The following is a 24,295-nucleotide window of genomic DNA, read 5'->3' as shown; positions in this document are numbered from 1 at the left end:
TCTAGATTACTTCACCAACCCCATCCGCCCAGACAATGTTTCGCACTTCCGTATAAATTGCCCGCATAACCGAATGATGTGGGTCCGAAAGCGCGAACTTTTCAAACTCGCCTTTTGATGAAATCGGCATAATCTGAACCAGCATAAGTTCGTCACCCTGAATCAGATACCTTTCCGCAATGAAACCGCCTGGCACCTGATAGAGACGAATGCCCACCTGCTCGACATCGGCACTAACGGCTCGTTCATAGACAAGGTTCTTCATAATCCTGGCCTTCGATCTCGGGGCGATGTCCGCAAGCACGACACGTCCGATTCTTGACTTCATGCTCAGATTGAGACGAAATCACATTGTCTGCCACGCATCTTTCGCACTCGAAGATCGATACGAAAAATTCCGCGCGGCAGACTTCGCACTTCATTTGATGGACTTCGTTTTCCTGCAAGACTTCCCATCCATCATCACCGTGATCGGCCCCACAAGAAGGGCACACAATGCTGATACAGTCGCTCATAGTTTCCAATCCAACAAATCATCTTCACTCCGGCGAATCGCCGGGCCACCTCATGCACACGAGTGCTACGCCAGCTTTCTGCTCATCCGCGCTGGATACTTATCGCGCGGTCGACTCGAACGCTGGCTTTGCACGTAATTAACGAACTGTTCGATCTCGGAGTCGGCCATCCCGAGCCATGCGAATCGTATGGTTCCGGGCTCCAACGGGAAAATTAACTCGCGGTCGATGCCGTGATGCTCGAGATACTGAAAGAACACGAACAGGTCGTCGTCCTGCAACTGCTCCAGCCATGTTCGCAGACGCTTCAACTCCTCGTCTCTCAGATCCGCCGGCGATGTGTTTAGAACGCTCAATGCGAAGCGCGTTGGGCAGGGCACTCGCGGGACGTAGTAAAGATCGCAGTGGTCTTGGTGCGATGTGCGGGGATCGACGCCCAGTATAGGAAACGAAAGCCCCTGCTCCTTTGCTTCCTTCGCACGCTGCACCCACGGCCGATCGTCAGGGGATGTTGGCCAGATGCGTTTCAAGTTATCAGCCCGGTACTTCTCGCGGGACTCCCAGATCTCATGCAGCTCGCAGTACTCCCTTGATTGAGAAATCCGGTAAGCCGCATCGACAAGCGGGCTGTCGTGCCAGTGAGCGAGCGGCCTGGTGCGTTCCGCTGCATACATGCGCTGATGGTCATCTTGCAGATTGACGCTCGACTCCTCGAACAGGCGACGAAATAGAACCAGTGATCTGCGGAAATACAGGGATGCGCCATCTGACTGCGCATACAGGCGCTCCGGAAATGTTTGCGCGTTATCCGGTGCAACATGGCCATTGGCCGCGTCTGTAATGCCCGTGACAAGCCAGAAAGCATAGTGCGGGAAAAGACGTGCCAGCGCCTCGATCATGTCTGGCGTGGGTCGTTGTCGACGATGAAACACCTTACGCCAGCGCTGAATGGAAATACGGGTGTATTCCGTCAGCCGCTCCAAGTAACCCCGGCCAGGCTCGGGCCTCGGGAGCAGAGTACCGAACGCCCTGCGAAGTGCGCCCATTGGCCTTTCGTCTTCACTTGGCGCGAGGCGGGCCTGCTCATTCAGGAGCAAGATCATGCGGTCTTCGATCGTCGTGGTCATATTTGAAGCAATCCCAATCAGTCAATCTGTCCCGATTAGATCAATTCATAAGATATGACCATACCCGCCCTCCCTTCCCCTCCACCAATTCAGTTACAAACGGAAACACGAAGAAAGGTACCCATGGCTACAAGGCGGAAATTTCTCTGCGTCCATATGCTTCTTGCATAGACGACATGGCAAATATGCCCTATTCCACCCGTATCGCGGGGGCGATTGGCAATGACACGGTTTTAGTGAGATTGAGATAAGAGTCGTTTAGCCAAAGCGCTGAATGAGCGCAAGCGCCACGGCGCGGAGACTGTTTGGCGACAGTTCCTGCAAGTCAACGACTGGTGCGTCTGCAAGTGCGGGATAACTGCGCCGTGTCGAACGTGCATAGGCGGGATCGTAGTGCGCGACCATGACCCGCTCGAACAACTCGGGTATTTGCCGTGTTCTGGCCATTTCCTGCCACACCTCGAACTCTTTGCCTCCGATAAGGCTCCGCAGAGAGGCGAGTTTCGATACGAAGGCGTCCGGATCTTGCTCGAAATGGTGATAGTCCTCTCGCCACAATATGACTCGCTGGGCCATCGGCGCATTCACGCAGACAGGCTTGCCCTTCATATGCATCGTTTCGAGCAGCGCTTCCGGTAACTGCACGTTGCCAATCTTCTTGCTCTCTGCTTCCACCCACACCGGGCGGCTGGGCGAGAAAGTACTAAGCTTTTGTTGCAGCAGGCTATCAAAGTATTTCTGCGTCGGCTGCGGGGTACCAGGTATCGCACCAATAACCGAGCCCCGGTGAGACGCGAGCGCCTCCAGATTCAAGACCTGCGCACCGACGGCTTCGAGTTGATCGAGCAATCGAGTCTTTCCACAACCAGTCGAGCCTGACAGGACCACATACGAGAACTCCCGCGGTAGCTTTGTCAGTTGCTCGTTGACCCAACGTCGATAGCCCTTCCAGCCACCAGGTAGACGGTCCACCTTATAGCCGATCGTATCGAGAGCATCAAACCAAAGTCGACTGCGCTTTCCGCCGCGAAAGCAATATACAAGCACCCTGCCATGACGTGGGCGGCCCGCAATTACGGTGTCAAGGTGTCGCGAAATGTTTTTCAGCGAATAGGACACGCCGATCAGATATGCCCGCATTTTGTCGGTCCGATGCAAGGTGCCGACCTCGGCGTATTCGTCATTGCTGACCACGGGGAGGTTGATTGCCCCAGGGATGTGATCCACGGCGTATTCGCGTTCGCTGCGCGCGTCGATGATGAGGTCGTAATCTTCGAATCGGTACATGCCCACCTGCCTTGTAATTTTTGGCGTACAACGAATTTTCTCTACGCCATCCAGACAACCGGTCGAGTGCAGGCATGGTACGAACCCCTTACCTCTCTGGCAAGCCCTACCACCCGGCAGGTCTGTCACCGCTGGGGTTCCCTCCCATGTCGCAAAAGATGGTCTCGCGCCCGCTTGGCACGGAACCCCAGCTGTAACCGGCCGCGGCCTCCGGACCACCCCCTTTTACATTTTTTGGAGATAAGCGCTACACTAGATACTGTATATCCATACAGTGTTCTTGCCCCATGAGCGCCCTCCCGCGTCACCCTGAAGAAATCCACCCCGCGCTATGGCGAGCATCTCAACTGGCCGCCGGCTTCGATCGGGTGGTGTCGTGCGGCCACGCCGCGCTGGCCTCCGGATTGCCGGGCGGCGGCTGGCCCGCTGGCGCGCTCACCGAACTGCTCACACCGCAGCCTGGCTGCGGTGAACTGCGTCTGCTGCAGCCCGCACTGGCGACCGTCGGATCCCGCCCCCTGCTCCTGCTGCAGCCGCCGCACCGGCTGCAACCGGCCGGTCTGGCGTGGCTGGACATTCCCTCAGCGCAGGCCTGCGCACTGCATGCTCCGCGCACTGCTGACGCGCTGTGGGCCGCCGAGCAGATCCTGCGTGCCGGCACCTGCGGCGCCCTGCTCTTCTGGCAGGCCGAAGTCCGGCAGGAAGCGCTGCGGCGCCTGCATCTGGCCGCGCAGGCCTCGGACACCCTGCTGTTCCTGTTTCGCCCGCTCGCGGCCGCCCAGGCGACGTCGCCGGCGCCGCTGCGGCTTGCGCTGCGAGCCGCCAGGGGCGGTATTGAAGTGACCTTCGTCAAGCGCCGCGGACCGCAGCGCGACGAACCCGTTTTCGTTCCTCTCGTACCTTCACCTGCCCTGTTGAGCCGATATGCAACTCTGGATCGGCGTACATCTGCCGCACCTCGCCCTCGAGTCGTTTCTCCCGCGCTGGTCGATGCCACGCAATGAGGGCGGGTTTGTCGTGCTGGAGAAGGACCGCGTTGTCGCGCTCGACCGCGCGGCGCACTCGGGCGGGATCGTGCCCGGCATGCGCCGCGGTGGCGTGTTGACGCTCGTCCCCGACGCGGTCATCCGGGAACGTGATCTCACCCGTGAAGCGGAGCTGGTTCGTGGCGTGGCCTTCGCCCTGCTGCAGTTCACCCCGCACGTGGTGCTGGCGGAGGAATCGGTCGTGCTGGTCGACGTCTCGGCGAGCCTGCGGCTCTTCGGCGGTATTCGCCCGCTGCGCCGACTCGCGCGCGAAACGGTGATCGCGTTCGGCGTAACGGCAACGCTTGCTGTTGCACCAACAGGGCAGGCCGCGTGGCTCTTCGCCCGGTCCTCGGGTGGCATTGCCCTCACGTTGCGATCCGTCGACCGCGCACTGCGTCGCGTGCCGTTACCTGCCCTGCCGCCGGCGCGCCACTACGCCGAATGGTTCGACGGCCTGGGATGCGAAACGGTGGACGACGTCCGGCGCCTGCCTCGCGCAGGCCTCAAGAAACGCTGCGGCACGGCGCTGCTGGATGCGCTCGATCGCGCGACGGGCGCGGCACCGGAGGTGTATGAATGGCTCGAGATGCCTCCCGCCTTCAGTGCGCGACTCGAGCTGCCCGACCGGATCGAGCACGCAGAGGCCGTGCTGTTCGCGGCGCGGCGCCTGATCCTGCAGATGACCGGCTGGCTGTCGGCCCGACAGCTTGCGATCGAGCGGTTTGTGCTTGAGCTCGAGCATGAGCGCGGCCGCGCGGCGGTGCCGCCGACGGCAATCGAAGTTGCCCTTGCGGAACCGACGTCGCGCGAGGACCACCTCGTGCGTCTTCTGAAAGAACGGCTGGGCCGCGTTGAACTGGCCGCGCCGGTCATCGCCGTTCGCCTCGATGCAAAGGACGTCCGCGAAGCGGACGCGCCGAGCGAATCGCTGTTCCCGGAACCCGGCGGCTCGCCGCAGGATCACGCGCGCCTGATGGAACTCCTCGTCGCCCGGCTCGGCGCGCAGAACGTGCTCAAGGCGGCTCCGGTTGCCGACCACCGCCCGGAAGTCGCCGCACGCTGGCTTCCCATCGGCGAGACCGCCAGGCCCATGTTGCCACCGCCAGATCTTCCGCGACCCACCTGGCTTCTGGACAACCCGGTACAGCTCATCATGCGCGGCCACCGCCCGTTCTACGGCACGCCGCTGCGCATGGTCTCGCCGGGCGAACGGATCGAGGTCGGCTGGCAGGATGGGCACCCGGTGACGCGAGACTATTTTGTCGCGGAGTCCGACGACGCGCTGCACTACTGGGTCTTCCGGGAGCGCGTAAGCGCCGTCGAGGAACGCGAGCCGCGCTGGTTCCTGCACGGCCTGTTCGGGTGATCGCCCATGGCGCCGACCTACGGCGCACTGCCCGACTATGCGGAACTCCAGTGCGCGTCCAACTTTTCCTTTCTGCACGGCGCATCGCACGCCGAGGATCTCGCTGCACGTGGGGCGCAGCTGGGCTATGCCGCACTGGCCATCACGGATGAATGCTCGCTGGCCGGCGTTGTTCGTGCCCACGTCGAGGCGAAGAAGGCCGGTCTGCCGTTCATCGTCGGGTCACACTTCCATCTGACCAACGCCGACGGCACGCCTGCCCTGTCATTCACCGCGCTGGCGATGACACGCGAAGGCTACGGCAACCTGTCGGAGCTGATCACGCTCGGCCGCATGCGCGCGCACAAGGGCAGCTACCGGATTGCCCCCCTGGATCTCGCGCACCCCGAGAAGCCCTTCGGGCACCTGCGGGCACTGCCGGACTGCGTCGCGATCCTGTCGCCGGACTACCCGGCCGACGAAGAGAGGCTGGATACGCAGGTCGAGTGGTTCGCCCAGACCTTCGGCGATCGCGCGTGGATCGCCCTGACGCTGCATGCCCGGGCAATGGACGACATCCACCGTGGCACCGTCGAACACGTCGCTGCTCGCCACGGCATTCCCGTCGTGGCGACAGGTGCTCCTGTCATGCACGTGCGTTCGCGCAAACCGCTGCAAGACGTGCTCACGGCGATCCGGATTGGCAAACCGGTAGCCGAGTGCGGCTATGATCTCGCGCCCAACGCAGAGCAGCATCTGCGATCGCGCCTGCGACTCGCCAACCTGTACCCGCAGCGGATGCTTGAGGAGACGCTGCGGATCGCGCACCTGTGCACGTTTTCACTCGACGAGCTGCGCTATGAGTATCCGGACGAGCTGGTGCCAGTCGGCCATACGCCGACCAGCTACCTGAGACAGGAGACTTACATCGGCGCACATCGCCGCTGGCCAGCGGGCATCCCACATCAGGTACAGCAGCAGATCGAACACGAGCTCTCGCTGATCGGGGATCTGCGCTACGAGCCGTACTTTCTGACGGTCTACGACATTGTCCGGTTCGCGCGCAGCGAAGGGATCCTGTGTCAGGGGCGCGGCTCGGCGGCCAACTCGGCCGTGTGCTTTGCTCTTGGCGTGACCGAGGTGGATCCTGCGCGCTCGTCGATGCTGTTCGAGCGGTTCATCTCGAAAGAGCGAGGTGAGCCGCCCGACATCGACGTCGATTTCGAGCATCAGCGCCGTGAAGAAGTCGTGCAGTACATCTACCGCAAGTACGGGCGCGATCGGGCAGCACTGACGGCCGCCGTGACGACGTACCGCCCACGTAGCGCACTGCGCGAATCGGGCAAGGCGCTCGGCGTGGATCCGGCGATCGTCGATCGCGTCGCGAAGGCTTACCAGTGGTTCGACTCCAGCCGCGATCTGCTCAACCGCTTCGCCGAGGCCGGTCTCGACCCTGAAGCACCGCTGATCGTGCAGTGGGCGAATTTCGCGGCGCTGCTGCTGGGCTTTCCGCGACATCTGTCGCAGCACAGTGGTGGCTTCGTGATCAGCCGCGGCAAGCTGTCGAGGCTGGTGCCGATCGAGAACGCTGCGATGGCCGACCGCTCGATCATCCAGTGGGACAAGGACGACATCGAGGCGCTCGGTCTGCTGAAAATCGACGTGCTCGCACTTGGCATGCTGTCGGCCATCCGCCGCGCGCTCGACGTCATTTCGGAAAAGCGCGGCGAGCCATTCGAACTGCAGGACATTCCTGCCGAAGATTCCGAGACCTACAAGATGATCTGTCGCGCCGATACCGTTGGCGTATTCCAGATCGAGTCGCGCGCGCAGATGAGCATGCTGCCCCGCCTGCAGCCGCGCTGCTTTTACGATCTCGTGATCGAGGTGGCGATCGTACGTCCGGGCCCGGTACAGGGCGGCATGGTGCATCCCTACCTGCGTCGGCGGCAGGGCGTGGAGCCCGTCACCTATCCGAGCCCACAGATGGAGCAGGCGCTTTCGCGCACGCTCGGCGTGCCGATCTTTCAGGAGCAGGTGATGCAGGTCGCGATGCTCGCGGCAGGATTCACTGCCGGCGAGGCTGACCAGTTGCGTCGCGCGATGGCCGCATGGCGCCGCAAGGGCGGACTCGAAGCCTACTACGACCGCATCGTGAACGGGATGCTCGAGCGCGGTTACGACCGCGAGTTCGCCGAGGCCATCTTTGCGCAGATCCAGGGCTTCGGCGAATATGGCTTTCCGGAGAGTCACGCGGCGAGCTTCGCGCTGCTTGTCTACGCGAGTGCATGGCTGAAGTGTCATGAGCCGGTCGCGTTCCTCGTCGCCATGCTCAACAGCCAGCCGATGGGATTCTATTCACCCTCACAGCTCGTGCAGGATGCAAGGCGCCACGGCGTGAAGGTGCTGCCCGTCGACGTGACGCTCAGCAACTGGGACTCGGCAGTCGAGGGCAGATCGACTCGCGCGCCGGTGCGCCTCGGCATGTCGCTGGTTCGCGGCCTGAAGGAAGAAGCCGCCGCGCGCATCGAGCTCGCGCGGGCCGTGCGGCCCTTTGCCGATGTCTCCGATCTGGCACGACGCGCGCAACTCGATCGCAAGGACCTGCAGGCGCTCGCTATGGCCGACGCGTTACGCTCGCTCGCCGGCGACCGGCGCGCAGCTCTGTGGCATGCGGTGGCTGCGGTACCGGACCGGGATCTGCTGCGCGGCGCGACTGATGACGACGCGACGCCGGTCCTCGCGCCGATGACGGAAGGCCAGCAGATCGCCAGCGATTACCGGACCCTCGGTCTGACACTCGGCCGGCACCCGCTGGAACTGCTGCGCCCTCGCCTGCTTGCCCAGCGCCTGCTGTCGGCGTCGACGCTGGCCGGATTCCGGAACGGGCAGCTCGCTCGTGCCTGCGGCATCGTGACGGTCCGGCAGCGGCCGGGCACGGCCAAGGGTGTGATGTTCGTCACGCTTGAGGATGAGACCGGACAGGTCAACGTCATCATCTGGCCGTCCCTGCTGGAAAAGCAGCGACGCGAAGCGCTCGGCTCGTCACTGCTTGCCGTGTACGGTGTCTGGCAGCGTGAGGGTGAAGTGCGCCACCTCGTCGCGCACCGGCTGGTCGACGTTTCCCCGCTGCTCGGCTCGCTCGTCACGTCGACACGAAACTTCCATTAGGAACCGGCGTACCATATTCGCGCACCTTCCTTCAAAAAGGAGAGCCACCATGTGCTATTCAGCCCAGATCCAGGCGGACTACCGCAAGTACGTCAGGATGTTTGGCGCGCACATGAGCATCCGGGAGTTCGCACAGCTGTACTGGGAACGCGCCGAGGGCAGCAACATCAAGATTCCGAAGGCGATGGACGCCGCGTTCTCGGTTCCCCAGACCGACGAGGAACGGCGGATCAAGGAAGCGATTGACCAGTTCACCCGCGACCAGGTCCCAAAGCTGGAGCAGGAACTGTTCAAACAGCGCGCGCGACTCGCCGACGCGGAACGCACCCTGCAGAGCAAGACGACGAAGGCGGCCACCGAAAGCAAACGGATCGCAACCAACAAGATCGAGTCGGCGCTGCACGGGCTCGACGATCTCCGTCGCACCGAACTGAAAGACCGCGATTCGCGAATTTTCCCCGGCAACTATGCTCCGGTCATGATCATGGAAAACGGCAAGCGTGTCATCAAGCCCATGCGATATCACTGTCGCCCGGCTGGCAAGCCTGCGTTCTACGACAAGAAATATCCCGGACTTTACAATGCCAGGTTTGACAACCTGGAAGGCTTCTGGAAGGGACTCTTTGGGTATTCGCACGGTCTTATCGTCGCGAACGCGTTCTATGAAAACGTGAAACGACATCGTCTGGAAGGGCGCGAACTCGCCGAAGGCGAGCTAGAGGAAAACGTGGTCCTGGAGTTCAAGCCGCAACCCGCTCGGGACATGCTAATCGCCTGCCTGTGGTCGCACTGGCAAAGCCCTGGCGAGCCTGATGTGCTCTCCTTCGCGGCCATCACTGATGAGCCGCCCCCTGAAGTTGCCGCCGCCGGCCACGATCGCTGCATCATTCCCATCAAGCCGGAGCATATCGACGCGTGGCTCAATCCCGATCCACGCAATCTCGCGGCACAGTACGCGATTCTCGACGATCGCCATCGTCCTTACTACGAACATCGGATGGCGGCCTGAGCGGACCGGACCGGCGACGACATCGGAGCGCATTACTTGCTGCCGGCCTGGCGTTACCGCCTGTCCACGAAGAAGGACATGTTGGCGAAATAAATTTGCGTAACTAACAGATAACAGGTTCAACCCACCTACTCAAACATGGGTGAACTGATGGCGACATCAAATCGTGTGTTCTGCGTCAACTGTCTGGCGCATTTCGTTGCCGAGAGCGGTGAGGATATGTGCCGAGGCCTCGGCTATTTGATGTTCCTGAGAAATCCCAAACTGAAGCGACCGGGAATAGTCACTGTAACGTTGCCCGCTAAGCAAGTCAGGTACACAAGATGTCACGGCGAGTGGTATGAGCCCAAAGAGCAGGTTTAGAGCAGTTCATCGCTCGGGCAGTGATCAGTGGAAAGTCCGTTCTTGAGATCGCGGCGCGTATCCCTCCCCAGCATCCGCATCCGGGGAAGGCCTTGCTAGATGGCGCAGTCGACGATGGCTCACCAACCTTCAAAGTTGCGTGTTAGATGGCCCACTGCCCGATTCACCGACGACCCGCTGCGCCGCCATAGTTTGATAGGCAGACCCTACAAAAGTTACTTGGCGGCTTGCGTTGCCAAGCCCCGCATCGGCGTCGCCACCTCGCTCGCCAGCCGCCCGTCCAAAGGACTGTTGCCGAGCGCGCAGAGCCGAAGCTTCAGGTCGCTGAATGTCGGGCCACCGTTGACGTTCTTGAGCATTTCGGCCAGCACGATGCACGCTGCCATAGCTCCGACGAAAGGCACCGCGACCGATTTGCCCGCGAGCAGTAAGCGGCCGCACTCGTCGGCACCAAGGGTCTGATATGCCGCGTTGCTATCGGCCTGTTGTCTCTTACGTGCCTCGCGCAGAGCGACCTCCGACGCGGACTCCAGGGGCCACACTTCCGAGGCGATCCGTGGATTCGGCCAAGTATGAAAAGCGATGGTGTCAAAATTAAATGCCTCACCGCCCAATCCGCTATCGAAAATCGCCTGGAAACCAGCATTTGCGAGCCACTGCCGCGGCTGATTATCGTCAAAACCGCACAGAGCAATTATTGGTTCACGATCGGTGCGCCTGAATTGCATGTCGACGCGACGCTCCAGCAGCCTGGTCACGAACCCGCGTCCTTCAAGCCATTCCGCAACCACGCGCGTCTTGAGCCGTTGCACCGCCGCAGCCGTCAACAAGGCGCCCGTCTCGACGTTCACCTTCTCTACCTCATCGTCATCGCAGAGCAGAACCATCACCCTTTCGGGCGACGCGTACGGCAATGCTGCAAAGCCCCACAAATAGGCTTGCCCCAGATGCCCGAGTCCAAAGAGGCCCAGAGAGAGCGGCAATTCAGCGAGCTGCATGCCAACCGCGTCCGGGTGTTCAAACGGCAGGTCCGGCCGCCAGAGCGACATCGCAACAACCCGCCGCGTGGCCGTGATGTTGATGCCTGCAAAATCGGCGAACAACTCCCCCACTGCAATGGCGGCGACCGCAATGCCGGCAAGCGGACAGTAGGTACGCTCCGCCATCCGAGGCACCTCGTTCGCGGGCCCGACCGAAATACGCCAGCCGTCATAGGTCAGCCTGAGCGAGCCTTCTTCGGCGACCGCGTTACCGAGCAGAAGATGACGGCCGCGCGGCGCAGCTCTGTTCCGAGCGACCAGGCTGCCGCCAAGCTCGATGATCGCGTCACCTAGCGTTCCCGAGCGGACCACCGGAACCAGGCACGGAGCCAGCCACATGTCTGCCGACGCGTGCACCACAGTTGCGCCGGCGAAACACTTGACGCCTAAGTTCACCGCAGTGAGCAGAGCCAGCTGCAAGCCATATGACGCTTTGACGTCATCGCCGACGAGCACCTCTAGGCCTCGCTGCGCTCGTCGGCGACGGGACTCCTCCAGATCAGTGGCGTCTTGGTCCATGAATAGCTTGTCGATACGCGACAGCAGGTCACTAGAGATCGGTTGGTTCATCGGGCGTCACCATGTGCAGAGCTTGATCGGGGCGTCAGGATGGTCGTGGGGAAATGACTTCCAGCGTCCATATCCCTGAAAAACGTGAATTCCTACACCTGCCATTGACCACTTCGATGCGTATCCATAGCGAGGCAGGATGAGCGCAACGTGCCCCGCCACGGGCAGCATGGGGTGGTCCTGGTCGATGCTGCTCTGGCGAACGTCAGCCGTCGGATGGGTATGTACGTCGGCTAGAACTTGCAGCTCCTTCTTCTCGCAAAGATCCCAGAGCTCCGAAAAACCTTTCGCATGGAACATAACAATGCCTTTCGACAGTGCGGTGGGGTCGAGATCGTCGTAGCAGACAAAAGCCTCAACTCGACCATCGGGCACCGTCGTTTTGCCGAGCAGGAAAGCGCCGCTCTCCTGCCGGCGCTTTCCCCGCTTGTGCAGCTCCGCGACCAGCCGGCGCCAGGTCAGCAGGGGGATCCGGATGGTACGTTCAGCAGCCAAGATAATCCTCGCAATTCAGCCAACGGTGCACCAGGGTAAGGAAATCCGTCAGCGTATGCTGGGGCGTCCATACATACTGCGGATTCTGTGTTGGCCACTCGTGGTGATTGAGCCTCGCCTGCCTGTCGTAGGGGTGATAGAACCCCTTCCCAGGAGCCGACCAGCCGGAGACCTTGAATACACTTTCAACAGGTGAGTTTGGGCGGCCTTTCGGCCATCGGTCGATTGCCAGGAAGTCGTTGCCAACTTCATCCCAGAAGGCCCCAGTCGGCGACTGGCTGCCGTAGCCGTCGACGTCCCAGCGGACCGTCAGGCGTTCAGGCCCTCCCGGGCGTGGTGCGGCCTGAACCGACGTGTAGACGAAGGGCCAGTCCGCCTCCGACACCTTCCGAATGAGCGACCACTGCCCTTTGGCAACGCCAATCTGAAATTCTGCGCGTTGCAAGTCTTCCCCGAGAAGACGCTGAGCTGTCGACTTCGACATTGCGATCAGCCTTGTGGGGTCACTTCTTTGATCAGATCGAACTCCAACGCGTGGCAACCCGGTTCCAGGAGTTCGCCCAAAAATTCGTTCGGACGAGGATGCTGGCCGGTCGGCCGCAACGCGAGGACGAAGTCGGCGCCCGCACGCGGGTCAATATTGAAGCGCTTCTTCGCCCAGGTTGTCACCGTTGCGATAGTCGTCGCAGGAGAAAACCGGCGCTTGTGATGGCCATTGAAGAACACCGTCACTTCTACACGATGCACCGACTGCGTATGCACGTGCTTATGCTTGTGAAGCTCCAACTGCTCGATCGTCAATTCAAGGTCGACCGGTTCATGGGTATCGGCGTCGGCGTCCGGCAGGCGAATCGCCTCGTCGACCTCACCGACGAAGACAAACTGACCTTCGCCCGGGAGTGCCTCGCATCGGACCAGCAGTTCCCTGAGTGTTTCGTTGAGCCGTGTCTTCGCCACCTGCGGGCGGCCGCTACCATGGAGAAAAACGTCCACTGACATCTCGTTCATACATACCTCTTCAAGACAGTGATTGTTCGCAAGAGCGCTATTTCACGGCGCCTTCCCTGCTTATCTTGGCGAGGCGTTCACAACATCACAAACGCTAATCCGCCGATATGCTGATTAGCGTATCACCAACGCGCGGTCGGTGCAAGCGGTTGCTATGTTCCGCGCTGTTTATTCGAAGAGAGATCGGGTAGCAGCGGCCTGCGTCACAAGCCCAAGCTTGAGGAGGCGCACGCGGGCCGCTTCATCTGACACCTGGAATGTGTTCACGACGCTTGCAATGAGCGCCGCGCCGTGCGAGGTCTGCAGCGAAACGGCCCCATAGAGGCCGTGCGTTTCAGCAAAAGAGCAACATAAGGCGAGCACGGCGCTCTTGGGCATCAGGATCGCGCCGCATACGTAGCCGGCTTGCCACTCCATCCAGTCAGTCTGCACGGCATCGATCATCGCATCACGCTTACAGATAATCTTGTCGCGGTTCGGCTGTTGGCGAAGCAGGTCCGGTGGCTGCTCTATCTCCCAGAGGTAGCTGTGGAAGTGGACATGCCCGTACTCGTGCGTCAGCGTCGTTCGAAGCCGGTTTTCACGGCGTGCGTCCTCGGTAAGGATCGAGGCTATCTTCACTGCAGGCTTGCTTCCCGGGTGAAACTCGGTCACACCCTCGACATCGGCGCCATAGACGGAAAGGTCCGCGTAAACGTCCAGATCTTCGGCATCGCGCTCGATCAGGTTCTTAAGGTCCTCTGTATCGATCGGGTAGCGGACGTCGCCGTGCAACTGTTTGAGGAACCCAGTAATGATGGACTCGCATTCTCGATCCAGCTCTTCTGGTTTGAAGTGTGGCCGCTGCTGAAAGCGGCCTGTGTGATCGCGAACAAAAGTCACCATGGCGTCATTTCGTTTGTGGTCTGCGGAATGCAGTGAAGGCGGCTCTCACTGCATCCTCTGATAAATTCTTCTGGCGTATCTCGTCGGGAAGCTTGCCTGCCAGGTAATGGAGATAGTCGGCGTCGATCTTGAGGGCCTTGGCAAACTGTAGGATCAGGTGATCCGAAGTCGGATTACGACGATCGCGTTCGATGTCGTTAAGGTATTGAGGAGAAATGGGCGCGTCGTCTTCTTCGCGCAGGATGCGCGAGGCCAACTCCTTCTGGCTGATCTGGAGCTTCTTGCGGGCGTCGGCAATGTAGCTGCCGAATGTGGCTGGTTCAGGGCGAGTCATAGGATATCTGCGTCTCCGCTAATCAGCGAATCTTACAGGAAGGGTAGGTGTCAATCGCGATGGGAGCAAGAAAGATTCACGGAGCCAAATTGTCGCGAGGCTATGGCAACCATCCCGTGAAGCAACGCCCGTCCCTTGCCTTGAAATTCCCTCTTGTTGTTCATACGATTAATGTGCCCTGACTTGAGGGTTCGACCACAACGAGGTGACCATGGCAACAGGCAAGAAACCAGCATCGGACGCGGGCAAGATCCTGCGTGATCCGAAGTCGACCAGGAAGGAGAAAGAGGTCGCCGCTTCGGACCTCTCCCAGCGCAAGGGCGCAACCTCAAGCAAGCCGAAGAAAAAGTGACTTTCCTGGGCGCGGGCGGGTGGGTTCTCCGGAACCGATCCACCGCGCTTTATTCAATGCGGTTACTATTGATAAAATATGTTATCAATAGTACCCTGGCTGCCGTGCCATCTACCCCACGCCATCACAACCATGTCCGAACATTCCGACAACGACTGCAGCCCCGTTAATACGTGGAACTACCGCGTGGTTGAACTGTGTCACGACGGCGGTGCAGTCATGCTCACTCTACTGCAGGAGGCCCTTGCCAAACCGGTCCTCACGCCGGCTGATTTCGCCCGGCCGGCCACGTGAACCAGCCAATGGAAGTCCCCGTTTTACCCGAAGGAAATAAAGATGGATTACCGAGTGAGCTATGAGCACAGCCTGGCGAGTTCGCCGGACGACTTCATCGTCCAGGTGCCGGGCCAGACAGTCAGCGACGTGCCGGCGAATGTCCCGCGCGCGCTGCTGCCCGAGTTCATCGCCGACCTGATCCGCGAGCGTTCGCCGAAGATCGGCCGGATCCGCAACCTGCGCATCCTGTGATCACCGCGTCTGAAGACATCGCCGTCGACCGGGTCGCCCCGGCCGGGCGGTTTCCATTCGCCCGCCCGGAGACTGACTTATGACGTTCATGCAGACCGAGTGCGCGCTGGCCATGGGCACGCTGCTGCACGCGCTTCCCGCGTCGACGCCCGACAGCCCGATCCTGGGCATGCCCGCGACCGTGTTCGGTGCCGGCGTCAGCGGCCTGGTCGCGTCGGCCATCACGCTCGCCGGCGTGTTCGTCTCGAACTGGCACAACCGGCAGCTCAAGCGCAGCGAACTCGACCATGACGCCACGCAACGCAATCGCGAGCGGGAGATGGCCCTGCGCCGGGATGTCTTTCTGCCGGCAGTCGAAGCCGCGCTCACCATGCAGAATTCGCTCGGTGCGCTGGTCAACCTCCAGTTGCCCGTGACTGGAATTTCTGAAAAGTATGGGACGGCCCATGCGACCTTCATCAAGGTGGCGGCAATCGGCACGCAGGATACGGTGAACGCCTGCCAGGCGCTGGCCAGTGCGCTGGGACGGGGCTTCTGGGAACTCTCGCTGTGCCGTGCCAGACTGGAAAATTTCCAGAGCCAGCTCGCCGACCTGGACCGGAACACGACGATTCACGAAGGCCTGCGCGATGCGTGGATCAAGGTGCAACTGGACCTGGTCACGAAGGCGGAAAAAGACAACGACGCGTGGCAGGCCGCAAGAAACCACGTCACGCACCACGTGAACGAGATCGGCAAGGCGATGGCGGAGCGCAACCGCATCGTTGACCTGCGGCAATCCGCCCACAGCGAAATGGCCAGGATCATGCTCACGCAGATGGAGACGCCCGGCGCATTGTTCCCGCCAGCGCTGTTCGCCATGCGTCGCGAAATGCAGCTGCCACTGGACGAAACCGCCTTTCTCGAACGCTACAGGAAGCTGCGCGAAGAGCAGATGGCCGTCCTCAGGGCGACTATCGACCCGGCCCATGATCACGTGGCTGCTACGGAGGCCGTCAGATGAATCTTCCCACCCTTGCCGATCGCGGCCAGAGGCTGCTGACCACTGACCAGTTTCACCGGCTGGCCGCCGTCCCTGCCGAGGCCGAGTGGTTTGCCAATCTCGACAATCCCCGCACGCGTCGCGCGTACCAGATCGACCTGCAGGACTTCATGAGTTTCACCGGGATCCAGCGCCCGGACGAGTTCCGCATCGTCACCCGCGCCCACGTGCTCGCGTGGCGCAAGGTGCTCGAGGACCGTACGTTGTCCGGCGCGACGATCCGGCGCAAGCTCGCCGCGCTGTCGTCGCTGTTCGAATACCTGTGTGAAAAGAACGCCGTTGACTTCAATCCGGTCAAGGGCGCGAAGCGTCCGAAGGTCAACAGTAACGAGGGCAGGACGCCAGCGCTTGGCGATCATCAGGCGCGCGCGCTACTCAATGCGCCTGACCCAACTACGCTCAAGGGGCAACGTGATCGCGCGATGCTCGCCGTGCTGCTGTATCACGGGCTGCGTCGCGAGGAACTCTGCCTGCTGAAGGTCCGCGACATTCATGACCGCCGCGGCGTGCCGCATCTGCGCGTGCACGGCAAGGCTGGCAAGACCCGTTACGTCCCGCTCCATCCCGCGAGCGCCGAACGCCTCCACACGTATGTAGAAGCGGCCGGCCACGCGATGACACCGGACGCAGCACTGTTCCAGCCGACCCGGAAAACCGGCAAGGCGATCACGGCGGATGGCGTGTACAAATGCGTGCTCGGGTATGCGGCGCAGGCCAGGATAAACGTGGAAGGTTTCGGCGTACACAGCCTGCGTGCGACTGCGGCAACCAACGCTTTGGAACATGACGCAGATATCGCAAAGGTCCAGGAGTGGCTTGGCCATGCGAACATCGCAACCACAAGGATCTACGATCGCCGAAAGGCCCGACCACAAGATTCACCAACGTTCAAAGTCCTATATTGAGTCGCCGCGACCGCGGTCAGATCGGTTAGATCAACGGCTCGGTATAATGCGTTTACGGAAGATTCCCTGCGCGTGCGATGTGGGACGTGACCGTACCGTACATCGACTTGATCGAATTTATAAAGAGAGCGAACTTCGTTCTTGGCTAATGAATAAGAAGGTAGCTTGACAATGAACTCCCGCTTCAGCGAGGCCGGTGCGGCAAGTTTCCGCGTTAAGACCCGCGCCGCTGCTTCCTAGGATTTGCAAGTGACTCTCGTACGCTCCGTCCATCCCGACGACACGCCCGCCCTCCGCAAGGAGCGAGGTGCCTTCTTCACGCCCGATGAGATCACCCGGTTCGTGGCCAATTGGGCCATTCGCAAGCCTGACGACCAAGTGATGGAACCCTCGGCAGGCGATGCTGCCTTCCTTGTCGCCGCCGTGACTCGCCTTCGCGAACTGACATCGGACATGGATGCGCGTCCGACCGTAGACGGTGTCGAGATTCATGCCCACAGCGCGCGCGTCGCCCGCCAACGCGTGCGCGAAGCTGGTGGCAAAGCCCAAATCCGGCACAGCGACTTTTTTTCGGTCGAACCTGAATCGTTCTACGACACTGTTATCGGCAACCCGCCCTACATCCGCTATCAGGACTTTTCGGGCGAGTCGCGTGCTCGATCCCGCGAGGCCGCCCTCCGAGGTGGCGTCTCGCTCACCGGCCTTGCCTCCAGTTGGGCCGCATTCACTATCCACTCCGCGCTTTTCCTGAAACAGGGTGGGCGGCTCGGGCTCGTTCTCCCGGCCGAGTTGCTCTCGGTGAACTATGCGGCACCCGTGCGCCGGTTTCTATTCAACCGCTTCCGCGACGTGCAACTCGTGCTCTTTGACGAGCAGGTGTTCCCCGAGGCCGAGGCCGACGTCGTCCTGCTACTAGCCGACGGTTATCTTGAAGGCCCCGCGCGTCACGCGACCATCCGGCAAGCGAAGAACGCCGCTGACCTTGCGTCGCTCGGTGCAGGACTGATCTGGACGCCGACTGACCCGTCGGCCAAGTGGACCAGCAGCCTCATCGACCCGAAAGCAATCGAGCCGCTGCACGAGCTACTGCAGCGAGGACTGTTTACGAGCTTGGAGACGTGGGGGGACACCACCCTCGGCATCGTCACGGGCAACAACAAATACTTCACGCTTTCACCTCAACGTGTGAAGGAACTCGGCCTGCGCCGCAATGAGCTGCTGCGCCTCTCGCCGCCTGGAAGTTCCCACCTGCGTGGTCTCTCGCTCTCCAACGCCATGCTTACCAAGCTGGGCCGCGAAGGTCACGCTACCTATCTCTTTTATCCGGGCGATCCACCCTCGGCTGAAGCAGCGGCATACATCGAGGACGGCCACCGAACTGGTGTCGATACTGCATACAAGTGCCGCGTCCGCAAGACCTGGTACCAGGTGCCGCTCGTTCCCGCCGCGGACCTGTTATTGACTTGCATGAACGCAGACACACCCCGACTCACAGCAAATGACGCTGGAGCCCGCCACCTCAACTCGGTGCACGGCGTCTACCTCGATGCAAAAAACCGTGAACTCGGCCACGAACTTTTGCCGCTGGCGAGCCTGAATTCGGTCACGCTGCTGCACGCAGAGATGGTTGGCCGCGCGTATGGTGGGGGGATTCTGAAGATCGAGCCGAAGGAAGCAGACGTCTGGGCAATGCCCTCGCCCGCGTTGATCTTGGCCCATGCCGACGCGCTTCGCACAATCAAACAACAGGTCGCTGAGCTATTAAGCGAAGGCAGACTGCTCGACGCCGTAAATATCGTCGATAAAGTCGTCCTTGCGGGCTGTGGTGACTTGACGGCAAAACAGATCAAGCAAATCCGGCAGGCGCGAGCAGAACTCGCCAACCGCCGCACAATGAGGGCAGGCAGTGGCCGCTAAACAATCCGCGAAAGCAGAAGCGTGGGTCATTTTCGACCGAATCGTCTCCCTCGCCGCCCCTGGCGGTGTGCACAGCAATCCTTGGATCAAGAACGCCGACGGCCAGTTGCGCTTCGAGCCGGACTACACCACGCTTGTCAAACTGCTGGGCGTTCCTCTTTACTTAAAGGCCGGGACCCAATCCGGAGTACCGGCGTTAGCCCTCGATGTATGGCTGAGCTATGAGTTGCGACGGGCGGGCTTCGACTCAGATCAGGCGTGGCCGCGACCAGTCCACCCGCGCATCCTCCCGGCGGCTGTCGCGTACTTGCTGAAGGCACTGCCCCGCAAGATCCGGGATGCTGTGGCGGATCGCGTGAACAACCAAGCTTCGATCCCTGGCGTTACGTCCTCCAGCGCATCCATCCTTGGTAAGAACTACCTCAAGCAGGTTGACGTCATCATCACGGACTGGGCCACGGGGCCCGAGTTGCTGATTTCGACAAAGCGCATGGACTCCTCCTATGGAAAAAACGCACCGAATCGCATCGAGGAGTCATACGGTGACGCTAAGAACCTGCGATTAAGGCACCCCCTCGCAGCTCTCGGTTTTGTGTTCGGGCTTCGCTCCGACATCCTTCAAAAGGAGCCTAAAACCGCAGATTGGTTGTTTGACCTGCTCGCCAAGCTCGGGCGTGAGGACGACGCTTACCACGCGACCTGCCTCGTCTTGATGGAATACTCAGACGATGCCGCAATACCCGACACTGGCGAAGAAAGGCCCGCTGAAGGCGTGCCGGAGCCTGGGCCTGAATTGGTCGAAGAAGAAGATGCACCGGCCCCCACCCCCGAGTCGGAAGTTGATCGTGAGATTGCGGAGCTTCCTAAAGTGACGATCCTCGAAGAAAAGATTCCAGAGGATCTCGCACCTGGCCGCTTCCTCGCAGCGATGGTCACGCGTGTCCTTGGCGCTACGCCGGTCAACATGCACGAGGAAGCGCGGCAACGCCGTGCCTCGCCGGGGCTACGATAAAGACTGTCTCTGCTGGGCTCTGTCGCGTTGCATGTGCCGCTGAATGTTCGAGTGTGTGAGTGCGGGGGGACCTGACCTCCTCCGCTCATTCGAGCTCGGTACACGAGGTGCCGCTCGCGGCACCCGAAGTAGTCATCGATCGGACGATGTCGCCTTGGCTAGTACGACAGTCGCGTCCTTGATGGTTCTGAGATTCCTTATGCGAACCGATTCAATACGCATAACGGTCTCCGCTTTCGGTTGCCTCGTTCGGACGTTCTGATCAACACCGGGAAGACCCCTGCTGGTGACAACGGCATGGCAGCTTATAGTATCCGCTCTGCGGAACAGTGGTTGCACATCGGAGAAGTAGAGAAGCCCCCCATTTTCGTTAGGTAGCAGGAGGTTTTATGGAACGCTATAAAAATCTAAGTGGCGATTCGAACGTCGTTGCCTACGAAATTGAACAAGGGTCTATTACTGTCCAGTTTGGCGACGGCTCGGTTTATCTCTATACAACACAGAGTACCAGTGCAGCAAACATTGCCGAGATGCAGCGTCTGGCGAATGTCGGCCACGGCCTAAATAGCTTCATTGGCCGTGTTGTTAAGAAGGGTTACGCCCGAAAAATTCGCTAGGTGTTCGTGCTCAGATCTTGAGCGGCTGCAACGAGTTGAAAATCCGTGGTTATGGAACGCGGAAGCAGACGTTCACGATCGACTGCTATCAAGACACGTGAGCGAACGATCCGGCGAGAGACTGCTCTTTCGGGCGACGAGTCGGTGTTCGCGGCTCGGTCTTCGGCACAAGGAGCTGGAACCTGCAATGAAAATCCAATCCATTCGCATCAAGAACTTCCGCACGTTGAGAGACGTGACGATCCCCTTCGATTCCGTCACGACATTCATCGGGCCGAACGGTGCCGGTAAGTCAACTGTGCTTCGTGCGCTCGACTGGTACTTCAACGGTAAACCCGGCTCGCTGACGGAGAAGGACTGTTCCTTCGGTGTCACTACCGAGAACATCGAGGTTCAAGTCACCTTCACCGATCTCACCGACAAGGATCGCGAAGCACTTGGCAAGTACGTGCCGGACGGCGTTGCCACATTCACAGCATGGAAGCTCCGGTCGCCTGACGGCTCTGAGGTGCTTTCGGCGAATGCGAAGGGCTTTCCAGAATTCAACGCGGTCAAAGCAGCAGGCGGCGCGACGGCGAAGAAGGATCTATATGCCAATCTCCGCAGCAGCCGTGCGGATCTAGATCTCCCAGCGGCCAATACAGGTGCAGCGGTTGATCAGGCGATGACGGCGTGGGAGTCCGCTCACACCGACCAGCTCGCCGACGCCCCCGAAGCGCTGCAGACCAACTTCTTCGGTTTCAACAGCGGCGGCAAGATGAGCGGTCTCTTCGACTTCGTCCTAGTCACTGCTGACCTTCGCGCAAGCGAGGAGTCGACCGACGGCAAGGCGAGCATCATCGGTCGAATCCTTGAGCGCTCAGTTGATCGTGCTGCTGCGGATGAGGAGATCGCTACGATCGTCGAAGAGTCGCGCACGAAGCAGCAGAAAGTCTACGAGGAAAAGTTCAAGGGGCAGTTGGACGCTATGACGACGCAGCTCAACGAGGTCGTCAGATCTTACTCGCCTGGTCGGGCTGTCACGGTCTCGCCTGCCGAAGTGGAACTCAAGGCCCCACGGACCACGTTCGAAGTCGCAGTGCTCGATGGCGCAACCGAGACCGCTGTGGAGCGACAGGGACATGGCTTTCAGCGCACGCTCCTGGTTTCGGCGCTGCAACTTCTGGCGCAGTCAGGTGCGGCGTCGGCAGAGGGTGTCATATGCCTGGCGATTGAGGAGCCGGAGCTCTTTCAACACCCGATTCAGGCCCAGACCTTCGCGAAAGTACTAAGATCGCTTGCCGAGAAAGCAAGCAAGCGCATCCAAGTGACCTATGCGACTCATAGCCCCTACTTCCTTGAGGCTCGACATTTCGACCAGATCAGGCGGCTGACGAGGTCGTCTGACGAGACCCCTGTGGTCACTGTTCATTTCGCCACGGTCGACGAAGTGAAGACGAGGCTCAATGAAATAGTAGATGCCGACCAGGTTGGCCGTCAACTTGATGGCATAGTCACGAATCGCCTCTCGGTCGCGTTGTTCGCAGCGCGTGTGCTGCTGGTGGAGGGGGATACAGAGGCGGCCGTGTTCTACGGCATCGGCGATCGGGACGCCGTTGGGCGTCTCGAATCCCAGGGACTGTCGATTGTTCCGGCCGGAGGCAAGGGTGGAATCCCGCTTGCTCATGCCATCCTTACCTGCCTCGGGATTCCGACCTACGTACTCTTCGACGGGGACAGTGGCTTCGAGGTACGGGCTAAGGCTGCGGGCAAGAATCCGACCGTAATAGATGGCGAGCGCACGAAGTTTTCGACAGAGAACCGTCGGCTGTTGAAGTACCTCGGTGAGACAGAGGTTGATTTCCCATCGGAACAGGTCGGCGATTGTGTAGCGACCCTGAGCGACCACCTTGAGACCTACCTAGAGTCCAACTGGACGGAGTGGGTCACGTCGTGTGCGGCGATTGAGGCCGCCGCCGGAATCCAACTCGCAAAGAATCAGTATGCTTACCGGACTGCGACGCTTGAGGCGGAAGGAACTGCGCCAGAGATGCTTAAGCAGATTCTCACAAAGGCGGGAGGAGCGTAGACATGCATGAAATCATCTGCCCGCACTGTCGTAGAGCAAAATAAAGTCGTCACAACTTCGCCAATAAAGGTGTCACCTGACACGCTCGCTGCTCGAATTATCCAATAAATCTCATCAATTCAATAACTTGGAAAAGCGCAATAAAGATGTCACCGGCGATGGGGAGCGTGCTGTGGAACCCAGCCTTTACAAGCGTTCCGGATTGACAGGTTTATTGCGTTCTACGGCAGGCGCCAGCGGGAATAAACAGGGACGTCAGGAGATCGACGGCTGCTCGTTGTCCCCGTCAGGCGTAGCGGGCCGCGGGCGCAAAGGCGCCAGTTGCCACTTCAGGAACGCGCCGATCGGCACCTTGCCTTTCTTCTCGTCATGCTCGCAGAAGTAATAGACGAAGCAGTGAACGCCGGCAAGAATCGCCAGGCCCAGCAGCAGGCCGTCAGCCCATCCCGCTCCGCCAACGGTGGCCGTGCCGCCAGCTGACCGGCAGACATAGCCGAGATAAACGTCAACTGGAAATCCCGCGATGAATGTGAGGGCGAAGATCGCCGCGGCGGGCACCTCCCTGTTGCGCCCCCGAGCCCGTGGCAGCCACAGGACAACGCACATCAGCACGGTGCCTGGAACCACATGCACCGCACGTGCGTCGCAGTACGAGGAGAACGTCGAGATCATCAGCGACAGCAGGAACACAACGCGATGGAACCATCCCAACGCGTTGAAACTGCGGGGCAGGTAAAGCAACGACAGGGCCAGCGGCAATATGGCCCCGACCGGATGGATAGAGACGATGTTCGTGTGCTTTGAGCATCTTTCGGACGGCTTCCCTACTCTGTTCATGCTCAGCTCGCCGTGCTGCGGCCTCCGCTTGCCTGAAGGGCGCGACTCGCTTGATGATGTCCATAAGGTCACCCATGTTCTCTAGCGTTCTATACGCTTGTCGACGACGCTGCTCCACTTCTGGTTCATCGCCCCAAAAACCGAGTCGAAATGATCGCCGGGAAATTTCGCAATCTTGCCGAACTGATGGGTTGCATCCATCAGTACCAGCAACGCAGTGTGGACGACTGAGTGTACAAACTCTGGCGGATCGTCCTGCTTGTAGACCATACTCTTTTCGCCCTGATGCCGGAGCGCCAGGACAGCCAGATCGTTATGAGAGAAAGCGCACAGCATCGAATATGGTCCAACCAAATGCCATAACTCCGCAGTTCCAAGATCGTCGCTGATTTTTTTCGGCTTGCGCCCCGCTGCACGAAAAGTTTCACACTCGGAATTGCAAATGGCGTAGCTATCCTTGATCGTCACCTTCAGGTGTTCAGGAATATTTGGGTCAGCCAGTATCCCTTCGTAGACGCGTCGCTCGCCTCTCAACTTCTCGTATCGCATCTGGTCGACGTAGCCGCTATCGGACGCAAGCATCTTCATCGCGACGAGAGCTTCGATCATCGACCGGACGTGCGTAGCAGAATGAGTACTCATATGGGCATTCGCGAGTCGCAACGCCGCTTCAAACTGCTCGGCGATCGTTAGTACGAGGCCGACCCGCAAACGGTCCGGCCCACCCTTCGGAGGACGTGAGCGGACAATGAGGTTTCGAAGATCGTCAAGGATCTGCCCCGACGTATTGAGAAGTTGTGCGACCGTTATTGTGTTCATCTTCTTCTGCCGAGGGGCGGT

At 60.3% G+C, this 24,295-nt stretch carries 23 protein-coding genes; 12 read left to right on the top strand and 11 right to left on the bottom strand.

Annotated elements, in window-relative coordinates; all coding sequences use genetic code 11:
- Nucleotide 1: 1 nt before the first annotated feature.
- The 3 genes from DSC91_RS36605 to mnmH form a co-directional block, all read right to left on the bottom strand.
- Nucleotides 2-265, bottom strand: a complete 264-nt coding sequence (locus DSC91_RS36605) for a hypothetical protein (protein WP_162831540.1) — start codon at nt 263-265, stop codon at nt 2-4.
- A 315-nt stretch (nt 266-580) separates the two neighbouring features.
- Nucleotides 581-1,642: a hypothetical protein gene (locus DSC91_RS36600; protein ID WP_175172071.1), complete on the bottom strand. Its 1,062-nt coding sequence runs from the start codon at nt 1,640-1,642 to the stop codon at nt 581-583.
- Between the two features lie 258 nt (nt 1,643-1,900).
- Entirely contained in the window at nt 1,901-2,929 is a 1,029-nt protein-coding gene (mnmH, locus tag DSC91_RS36595; RefSeq protein WP_115783669.1) for a tRNA 2-selenouridine(34) synthase MnmH, read from the bottom strand.
- A 287-nt stretch (nt 2,930-3,216) separates the two neighbouring features.
- Here mnmH and imuA point away from each other — a divergent pair, with 287 nt between their 5' ends.
- From imuA to DSC91_RS36575, 4 genes are read left to right on the top strand one after another with little or no spacing between them, the layout of a single operon-like run.
- Nucleotides 3,217-3,933: a translesion DNA synthesis-associated protein ImuA gene (gene imuA, locus DSC91_RS36590; protein WP_115783668.1), complete on the top strand. Its 717-nt coding sequence runs from the start codon at nt 3,217-3,219 to the stop codon at nt 3,931-3,933.
- Nucleotides 3,854-5,323, top strand: coding sequence for a Y-family DNA polymerase (locus DSC91_RS36585; protein WP_115783667.1), 1,470 nt, complete (start codon nt 3,854-3,856; stop codon nt 5,321-5,323). The genes imuA and DSC91_RS36585 overlap by 80 nt, the downstream gene beginning before the upstream one ends.
- A gap of 6 nt (nt 5,324-5,329) precedes the next feature.
- Entirely contained in the window at nt 5,330-8,473 is a 3,144-nt protein-coding gene (locus DSC91_RS36580) for an error-prone DNA polymerase (protein ID WP_115783666.1), read from the top strand.
- A gap of 49 nt (nt 8,474-8,522) precedes the next feature.
- The gene (locus tag DSC91_RS36575) at nt 8,523-9,482 is read left to right on the top strand and encodes an SOS response-associated peptidase family protein (RefSeq protein ID WP_115783665.1); all 960 of its coding nucleotides are present in this window, start codon (nt 8,523-8,525) and stop codon (nt 9,480-9,482) included.
- A 578-nt stretch (nt 9,483-10,060) separates the two neighbouring features.
- Here DSC91_RS36575 and DSC91_RS36570 read toward each other — a convergent pair.
- From DSC91_RS36570 to DSC91_RS36545, 6 genes are all read right to left on the bottom strand, one after another.
- The gene (locus DSC91_RS36570; protein WP_162831539.1) at nt 10,061-11,455 is read right to left on the bottom strand and encodes a hypothetical protein; all 1,395 of its coding nucleotides are present in this window, start codon (nt 11,453-11,455) and stop codon (nt 10,061-10,063) included.
- A 6-nt stretch (nt 11,456-11,461) separates the two neighbouring features.
- Nucleotides 11,462-11,950, bottom strand: coding sequence for a Mov34/MPN/PAD-1 family protein (locus DSC91_RS36565; protein WP_162831538.1), 489 nt, complete (start codon nt 11,948-11,950; stop codon nt 11,462-11,464).
- A complete protein-coding gene (locus DSC91_RS36560) occupies nt 11,940-12,434 on the bottom strand; it encodes a DUF7665 family protein (protein ID WP_115783662.1) in 495 nt (164 codons plus the stop codon). The genes DSC91_RS36565 and DSC91_RS36560 overlap by 11 nt, the downstream gene beginning before the upstream one ends.
- A 5-nt stretch (nt 12,435-12,439) precedes the next feature.
- A complete protein-coding gene (locus DSC91_RS36555; protein ID WP_115783661.1) occupies nt 12,440-12,958 on the bottom strand; it encodes a hypothetical protein in 519 nt (172 codons plus the stop codon).
- 168 nt (nt 12,959-13,126) lie between these two features.
- Nucleotides 13,127-13,843 carry an ImmA/IrrE family metallo-endopeptidase gene (locus DSC91_RS36550; protein WP_115783660.1) on the bottom strand — a complete coding sequence of 239 codons (717 nt, stop codon included), beginning with the start codon at nt 13,841-13,843 and terminating at the stop codon, nt 13,127-13,129.
- A gap of 4 nt (nt 13,844-13,847) precedes the next feature.
- The gene (locus DSC91_RS36545; protein WP_115783659.1) at nt 13,848-14,177 is read right to left on the bottom strand and encodes a helix-turn-helix domain-containing protein; all 330 of its coding nucleotides are present in this window, start codon (nt 14,175-14,177) and stop codon (nt 13,848-13,850) included.
- A 211-nt stretch (nt 14,178-14,388) separates the two neighbouring features.
- Here DSC91_RS36545 and DSC91_RS37980 point away from each other — a divergent pair, with 211 nt between their 5' ends.
- The 8 genes from DSC91_RS37980 to DSC91_RS36510 all read left to right on the top strand — a co-directional run bounded on the left by DSC91_RS37980 (nt 14,389) and on the right by DSC91_RS36510 (nt 22,618).
- Nucleotides 14,389-14,529 (top strand): hypothetical protein, encoded by a 141-nt coding sequence (locus tag DSC91_RS37980; RefSeq protein WP_167470554.1) that lies wholly within the window; start codon nt 14,389-14,391, stop codon nt 14,527-14,529.
- Between the two features lie 336 nt (nt 14,530-14,865).
- A complete protein-coding gene (locus tag DSC91_RS36540; protein ID WP_115783658.1) occupies nt 14,866-15,057 on the top strand; it encodes a hypothetical protein in 192 nt (63 codons plus the stop codon).
- A gap of 112 nt (nt 15,058-15,169) precedes the next feature.
- Nucleotides 15,170-16,060, top strand: a complete 891-nt coding sequence (locus tag DSC91_RS36535; protein ID WP_162831537.1) for a hypothetical protein — start codon at nt 15,170-15,172, stop codon at nt 16,058-16,060.
- Complete coding sequence (locus tag DSC91_RS36530; protein ID WP_115783656.1) at nt 16,057-17,004, top strand: tyrosine-type recombinase/integrase; 948 nt, start codon at nt 16,057-16,059, stop codon at nt 17,002-17,004. The genes DSC91_RS36535 and DSC91_RS36530 overlap by 4 nt, the downstream gene beginning before the upstream one ends.
- A gap of 249 nt (nt 17,005-17,253) precedes the next feature.
- Nucleotides 17,254-18,921 carry an HsdM family class I SAM-dependent methyltransferase gene (locus DSC91_RS36525; protein ID WP_115783655.1) on the top strand — a complete coding sequence of 556 codons (1,668 nt, stop codon included), beginning with the start codon at nt 17,254-17,256 and terminating at the stop codon, nt 18,919-18,921.
- Nucleotides 18,911-19,933, top strand: a complete 1,023-nt coding sequence (locus DSC91_RS36520) for a hypothetical protein (protein WP_115783654.1) — start codon at nt 18,911-18,913, stop codon at nt 19,931-19,933. Before DSC91_RS36525 ends, DSC91_RS36520 begins: the two co-directional genes overlap by 11 nt.
- A 389-nt stretch (nt 19,934-20,322) precedes the next feature.
- Nucleotides 20,323-20,550: a hypothetical protein gene (locus tag DSC91_RS36515; RefSeq protein ID WP_115783653.1), complete on the top strand. Its 228-nt coding sequence runs from the start codon at nt 20,323-20,325 to the stop codon at nt 20,548-20,550.
- A gap of 187 nt (nt 20,551-20,737) precedes the next feature.
- On the top strand, nt 20,738-22,618 hold the full coding sequence (locus tag DSC91_RS36510) for an ATP-dependent nuclease (RefSeq protein WP_115783652.1): 1,881 nt from the start codon (nt 20,738-20,740) through the stop codon (nt 22,616-22,618).
- A 255-nt stretch (nt 22,619-22,873) separates the two neighbouring features.
- Here the strand turns inward: DSC91_RS36510 and DSC91_RS36505 are convergent, their stop codons facing one another.
- Both DSC91_RS36505 and DSC91_RS36500 read right to left on the bottom strand, forming a co-directional pair.
- Nucleotides 22,874-23,455, bottom strand: a complete 582-nt coding sequence (locus DSC91_RS36505; protein WP_175172070.1) for a hypothetical protein — start codon at nt 23,453-23,455, stop codon at nt 22,874-22,876.
- A gap of 81 nt (nt 23,456-23,536) precedes the next feature.
- Nucleotides 23,537-24,274 (bottom strand): DUF5677 domain-containing protein, encoded by a 738-nt coding sequence (locus tag DSC91_RS36500; RefSeq protein ID WP_115783793.1) that lies wholly within the window; start codon nt 24,272-24,274, stop codon nt 23,537-23,539.
- Nucleotides 24,275-24,295: the final 21 nt, after the last annotated feature.

Origin of the sequence: Paraburkholderia caffeinilytica, from assembly GCF_003368325.1 — a bacterium.
Lineage (GTDB): Bacteria > Pseudomonadota > Gammaproteobacteria > Burkholderiales > Burkholderiaceae > Paraburkholderia > Paraburkholderia caffeinilytica.
This window is presented reverse-complemented; position numbering and strand designations above follow the sequence as displayed.

Excerpts from the sequence above, each read along its gene's own strand:
- DSC91_RS36550 (WP_115783660.1), bottom strand. The coding sequence starts at position 13,843 with ATGGTGACTTTTGTTCGCGATCACACAGGCCGCTTTCAGCAGCGGCCA.
- DSC91_RS36575 (WP_115783665.1), top strand. The coding sequence starts at position 8,523 with ATGTGCTATTCAGCCCAGATCCAGGCGGACTACCGCAAGTACGTCAGG.
- DSC91_RS36600 (WP_175172071.1), bottom strand. The coding sequence starts at position 1,642 with ATGACCACGACGATCGAAGACCGCATGATCTTGCTCCTGAATGAGCAG.
- DSC91_RS36535 (WP_162831537.1), top strand. The coding sequence starts at position 15,170 with ATGGGCACGCTGCTGCACGCGCTTCCCGCGTCGACGCCCGACAGCCCG.
- mnmH (WP_115783669.1), bottom strand. The coding sequence starts at position 2,929 with ATGTACCGATTCGAAGATTACGACCTCATCATCGACGCGCGCAGCGAA.
- DSC91_RS36580 (WP_115783666.1), top strand. The coding sequence starts at position 5,330 with ATGGCGCCGACCTACGGCGCACTGCCCGACTATGCGGAACTCCAGTGC.
- DSC91_RS36585 (WP_115783667.1), top strand. The coding sequence starts at position 3,854 with ATGCAACTCTGGATCGGCGTACATCTGCCGCACCTCGCCCTCGAGTCG.
- DSC91_RS36570 (WP_162831539.1), bottom strand. The coding sequence starts at position 11,455 with ATGAACCAACCGATCTCTAGTGACCTGCTGTCGCGTATCGACAAGCTA.
- DSC91_RS36530 (WP_115783656.1), top strand. The coding sequence starts at position 16,057 with ATGAATCTTCCCACCCTTGCCGATCGCGGCCAGAGGCTGCTGACCACT.
- DSC91_RS36560 (WP_115783662.1), bottom strand. The coding sequence starts at position 12,434 with ATGTCGAAGTCGACAGCTCAGCGTCTTCTCGGGGAAGACTTGCAACGC.
- DSC91_RS36510 (WP_115783652.1), top strand. The coding sequence starts at position 20,738 with ATGAAAATCCAATCCATTCGCATCAAGAACTTCCGCACGTTGAGAGAC.
- DSC91_RS36555 (WP_115783661.1), bottom strand. The coding sequence starts at position 12,958 with ATGAACGAGATGTCAGTGGACGTTTTTCTCCATGGTAGCGGCCGCCCG.
- DSC91_RS36500 (WP_115783793.1), bottom strand. The coding sequence starts at position 24,274 with ATGAACACAATAACGGTCGCACAACTTCTCAATACGTCGGGGCAGATC.
- DSC91_RS36605 (WP_162831540.1), bottom strand. The coding sequence starts at position 265 with ATGAAGAACCTTGTCTATGAACGAGCCGTTAGTGCCGATGTCGAGCAG.
- DSC91_RS36545 (WP_115783659.1), bottom strand. The coding sequence starts at position 14,177 with ATGACTCGCCCTGAACCAGCCACATTCGGCAGCTACATTGCCGACGCC.
- DSC91_RS36540 (WP_115783658.1), top strand. The coding sequence starts at position 14,866 with ATGGATTACCGAGTGAGCTATGAGCACAGCCTGGCGAGTTCGCCGGAC.
- DSC91_RS36505 (WP_175172070.1), bottom strand. The coding sequence starts at position 23,455 with ATGAACAGAGTAGGGAAGCCGTCCGAAAGATGCTCAAAGCACACGAAC.
- DSC91_RS36515 (WP_115783653.1), top strand. The coding sequence starts at position 20,323 with ATGGAACGCTATAAAAATCTAAGTGGCGATTCGAACGTCGTTGCCTAC.
- DSC91_RS37980 (WP_167470554.1), top strand. The coding sequence starts at position 14,389 with ATGGCAACAGGCAAGAAACCAGCATCGGACGCGGGCAAGATCCTGCGT.
- imuA (WP_115783668.1), top strand. The coding sequence starts at position 3,217 with ATGAGCGCCCTCCCGCGTCACCCTGAAGAAATCCACCCCGCGCTATGG.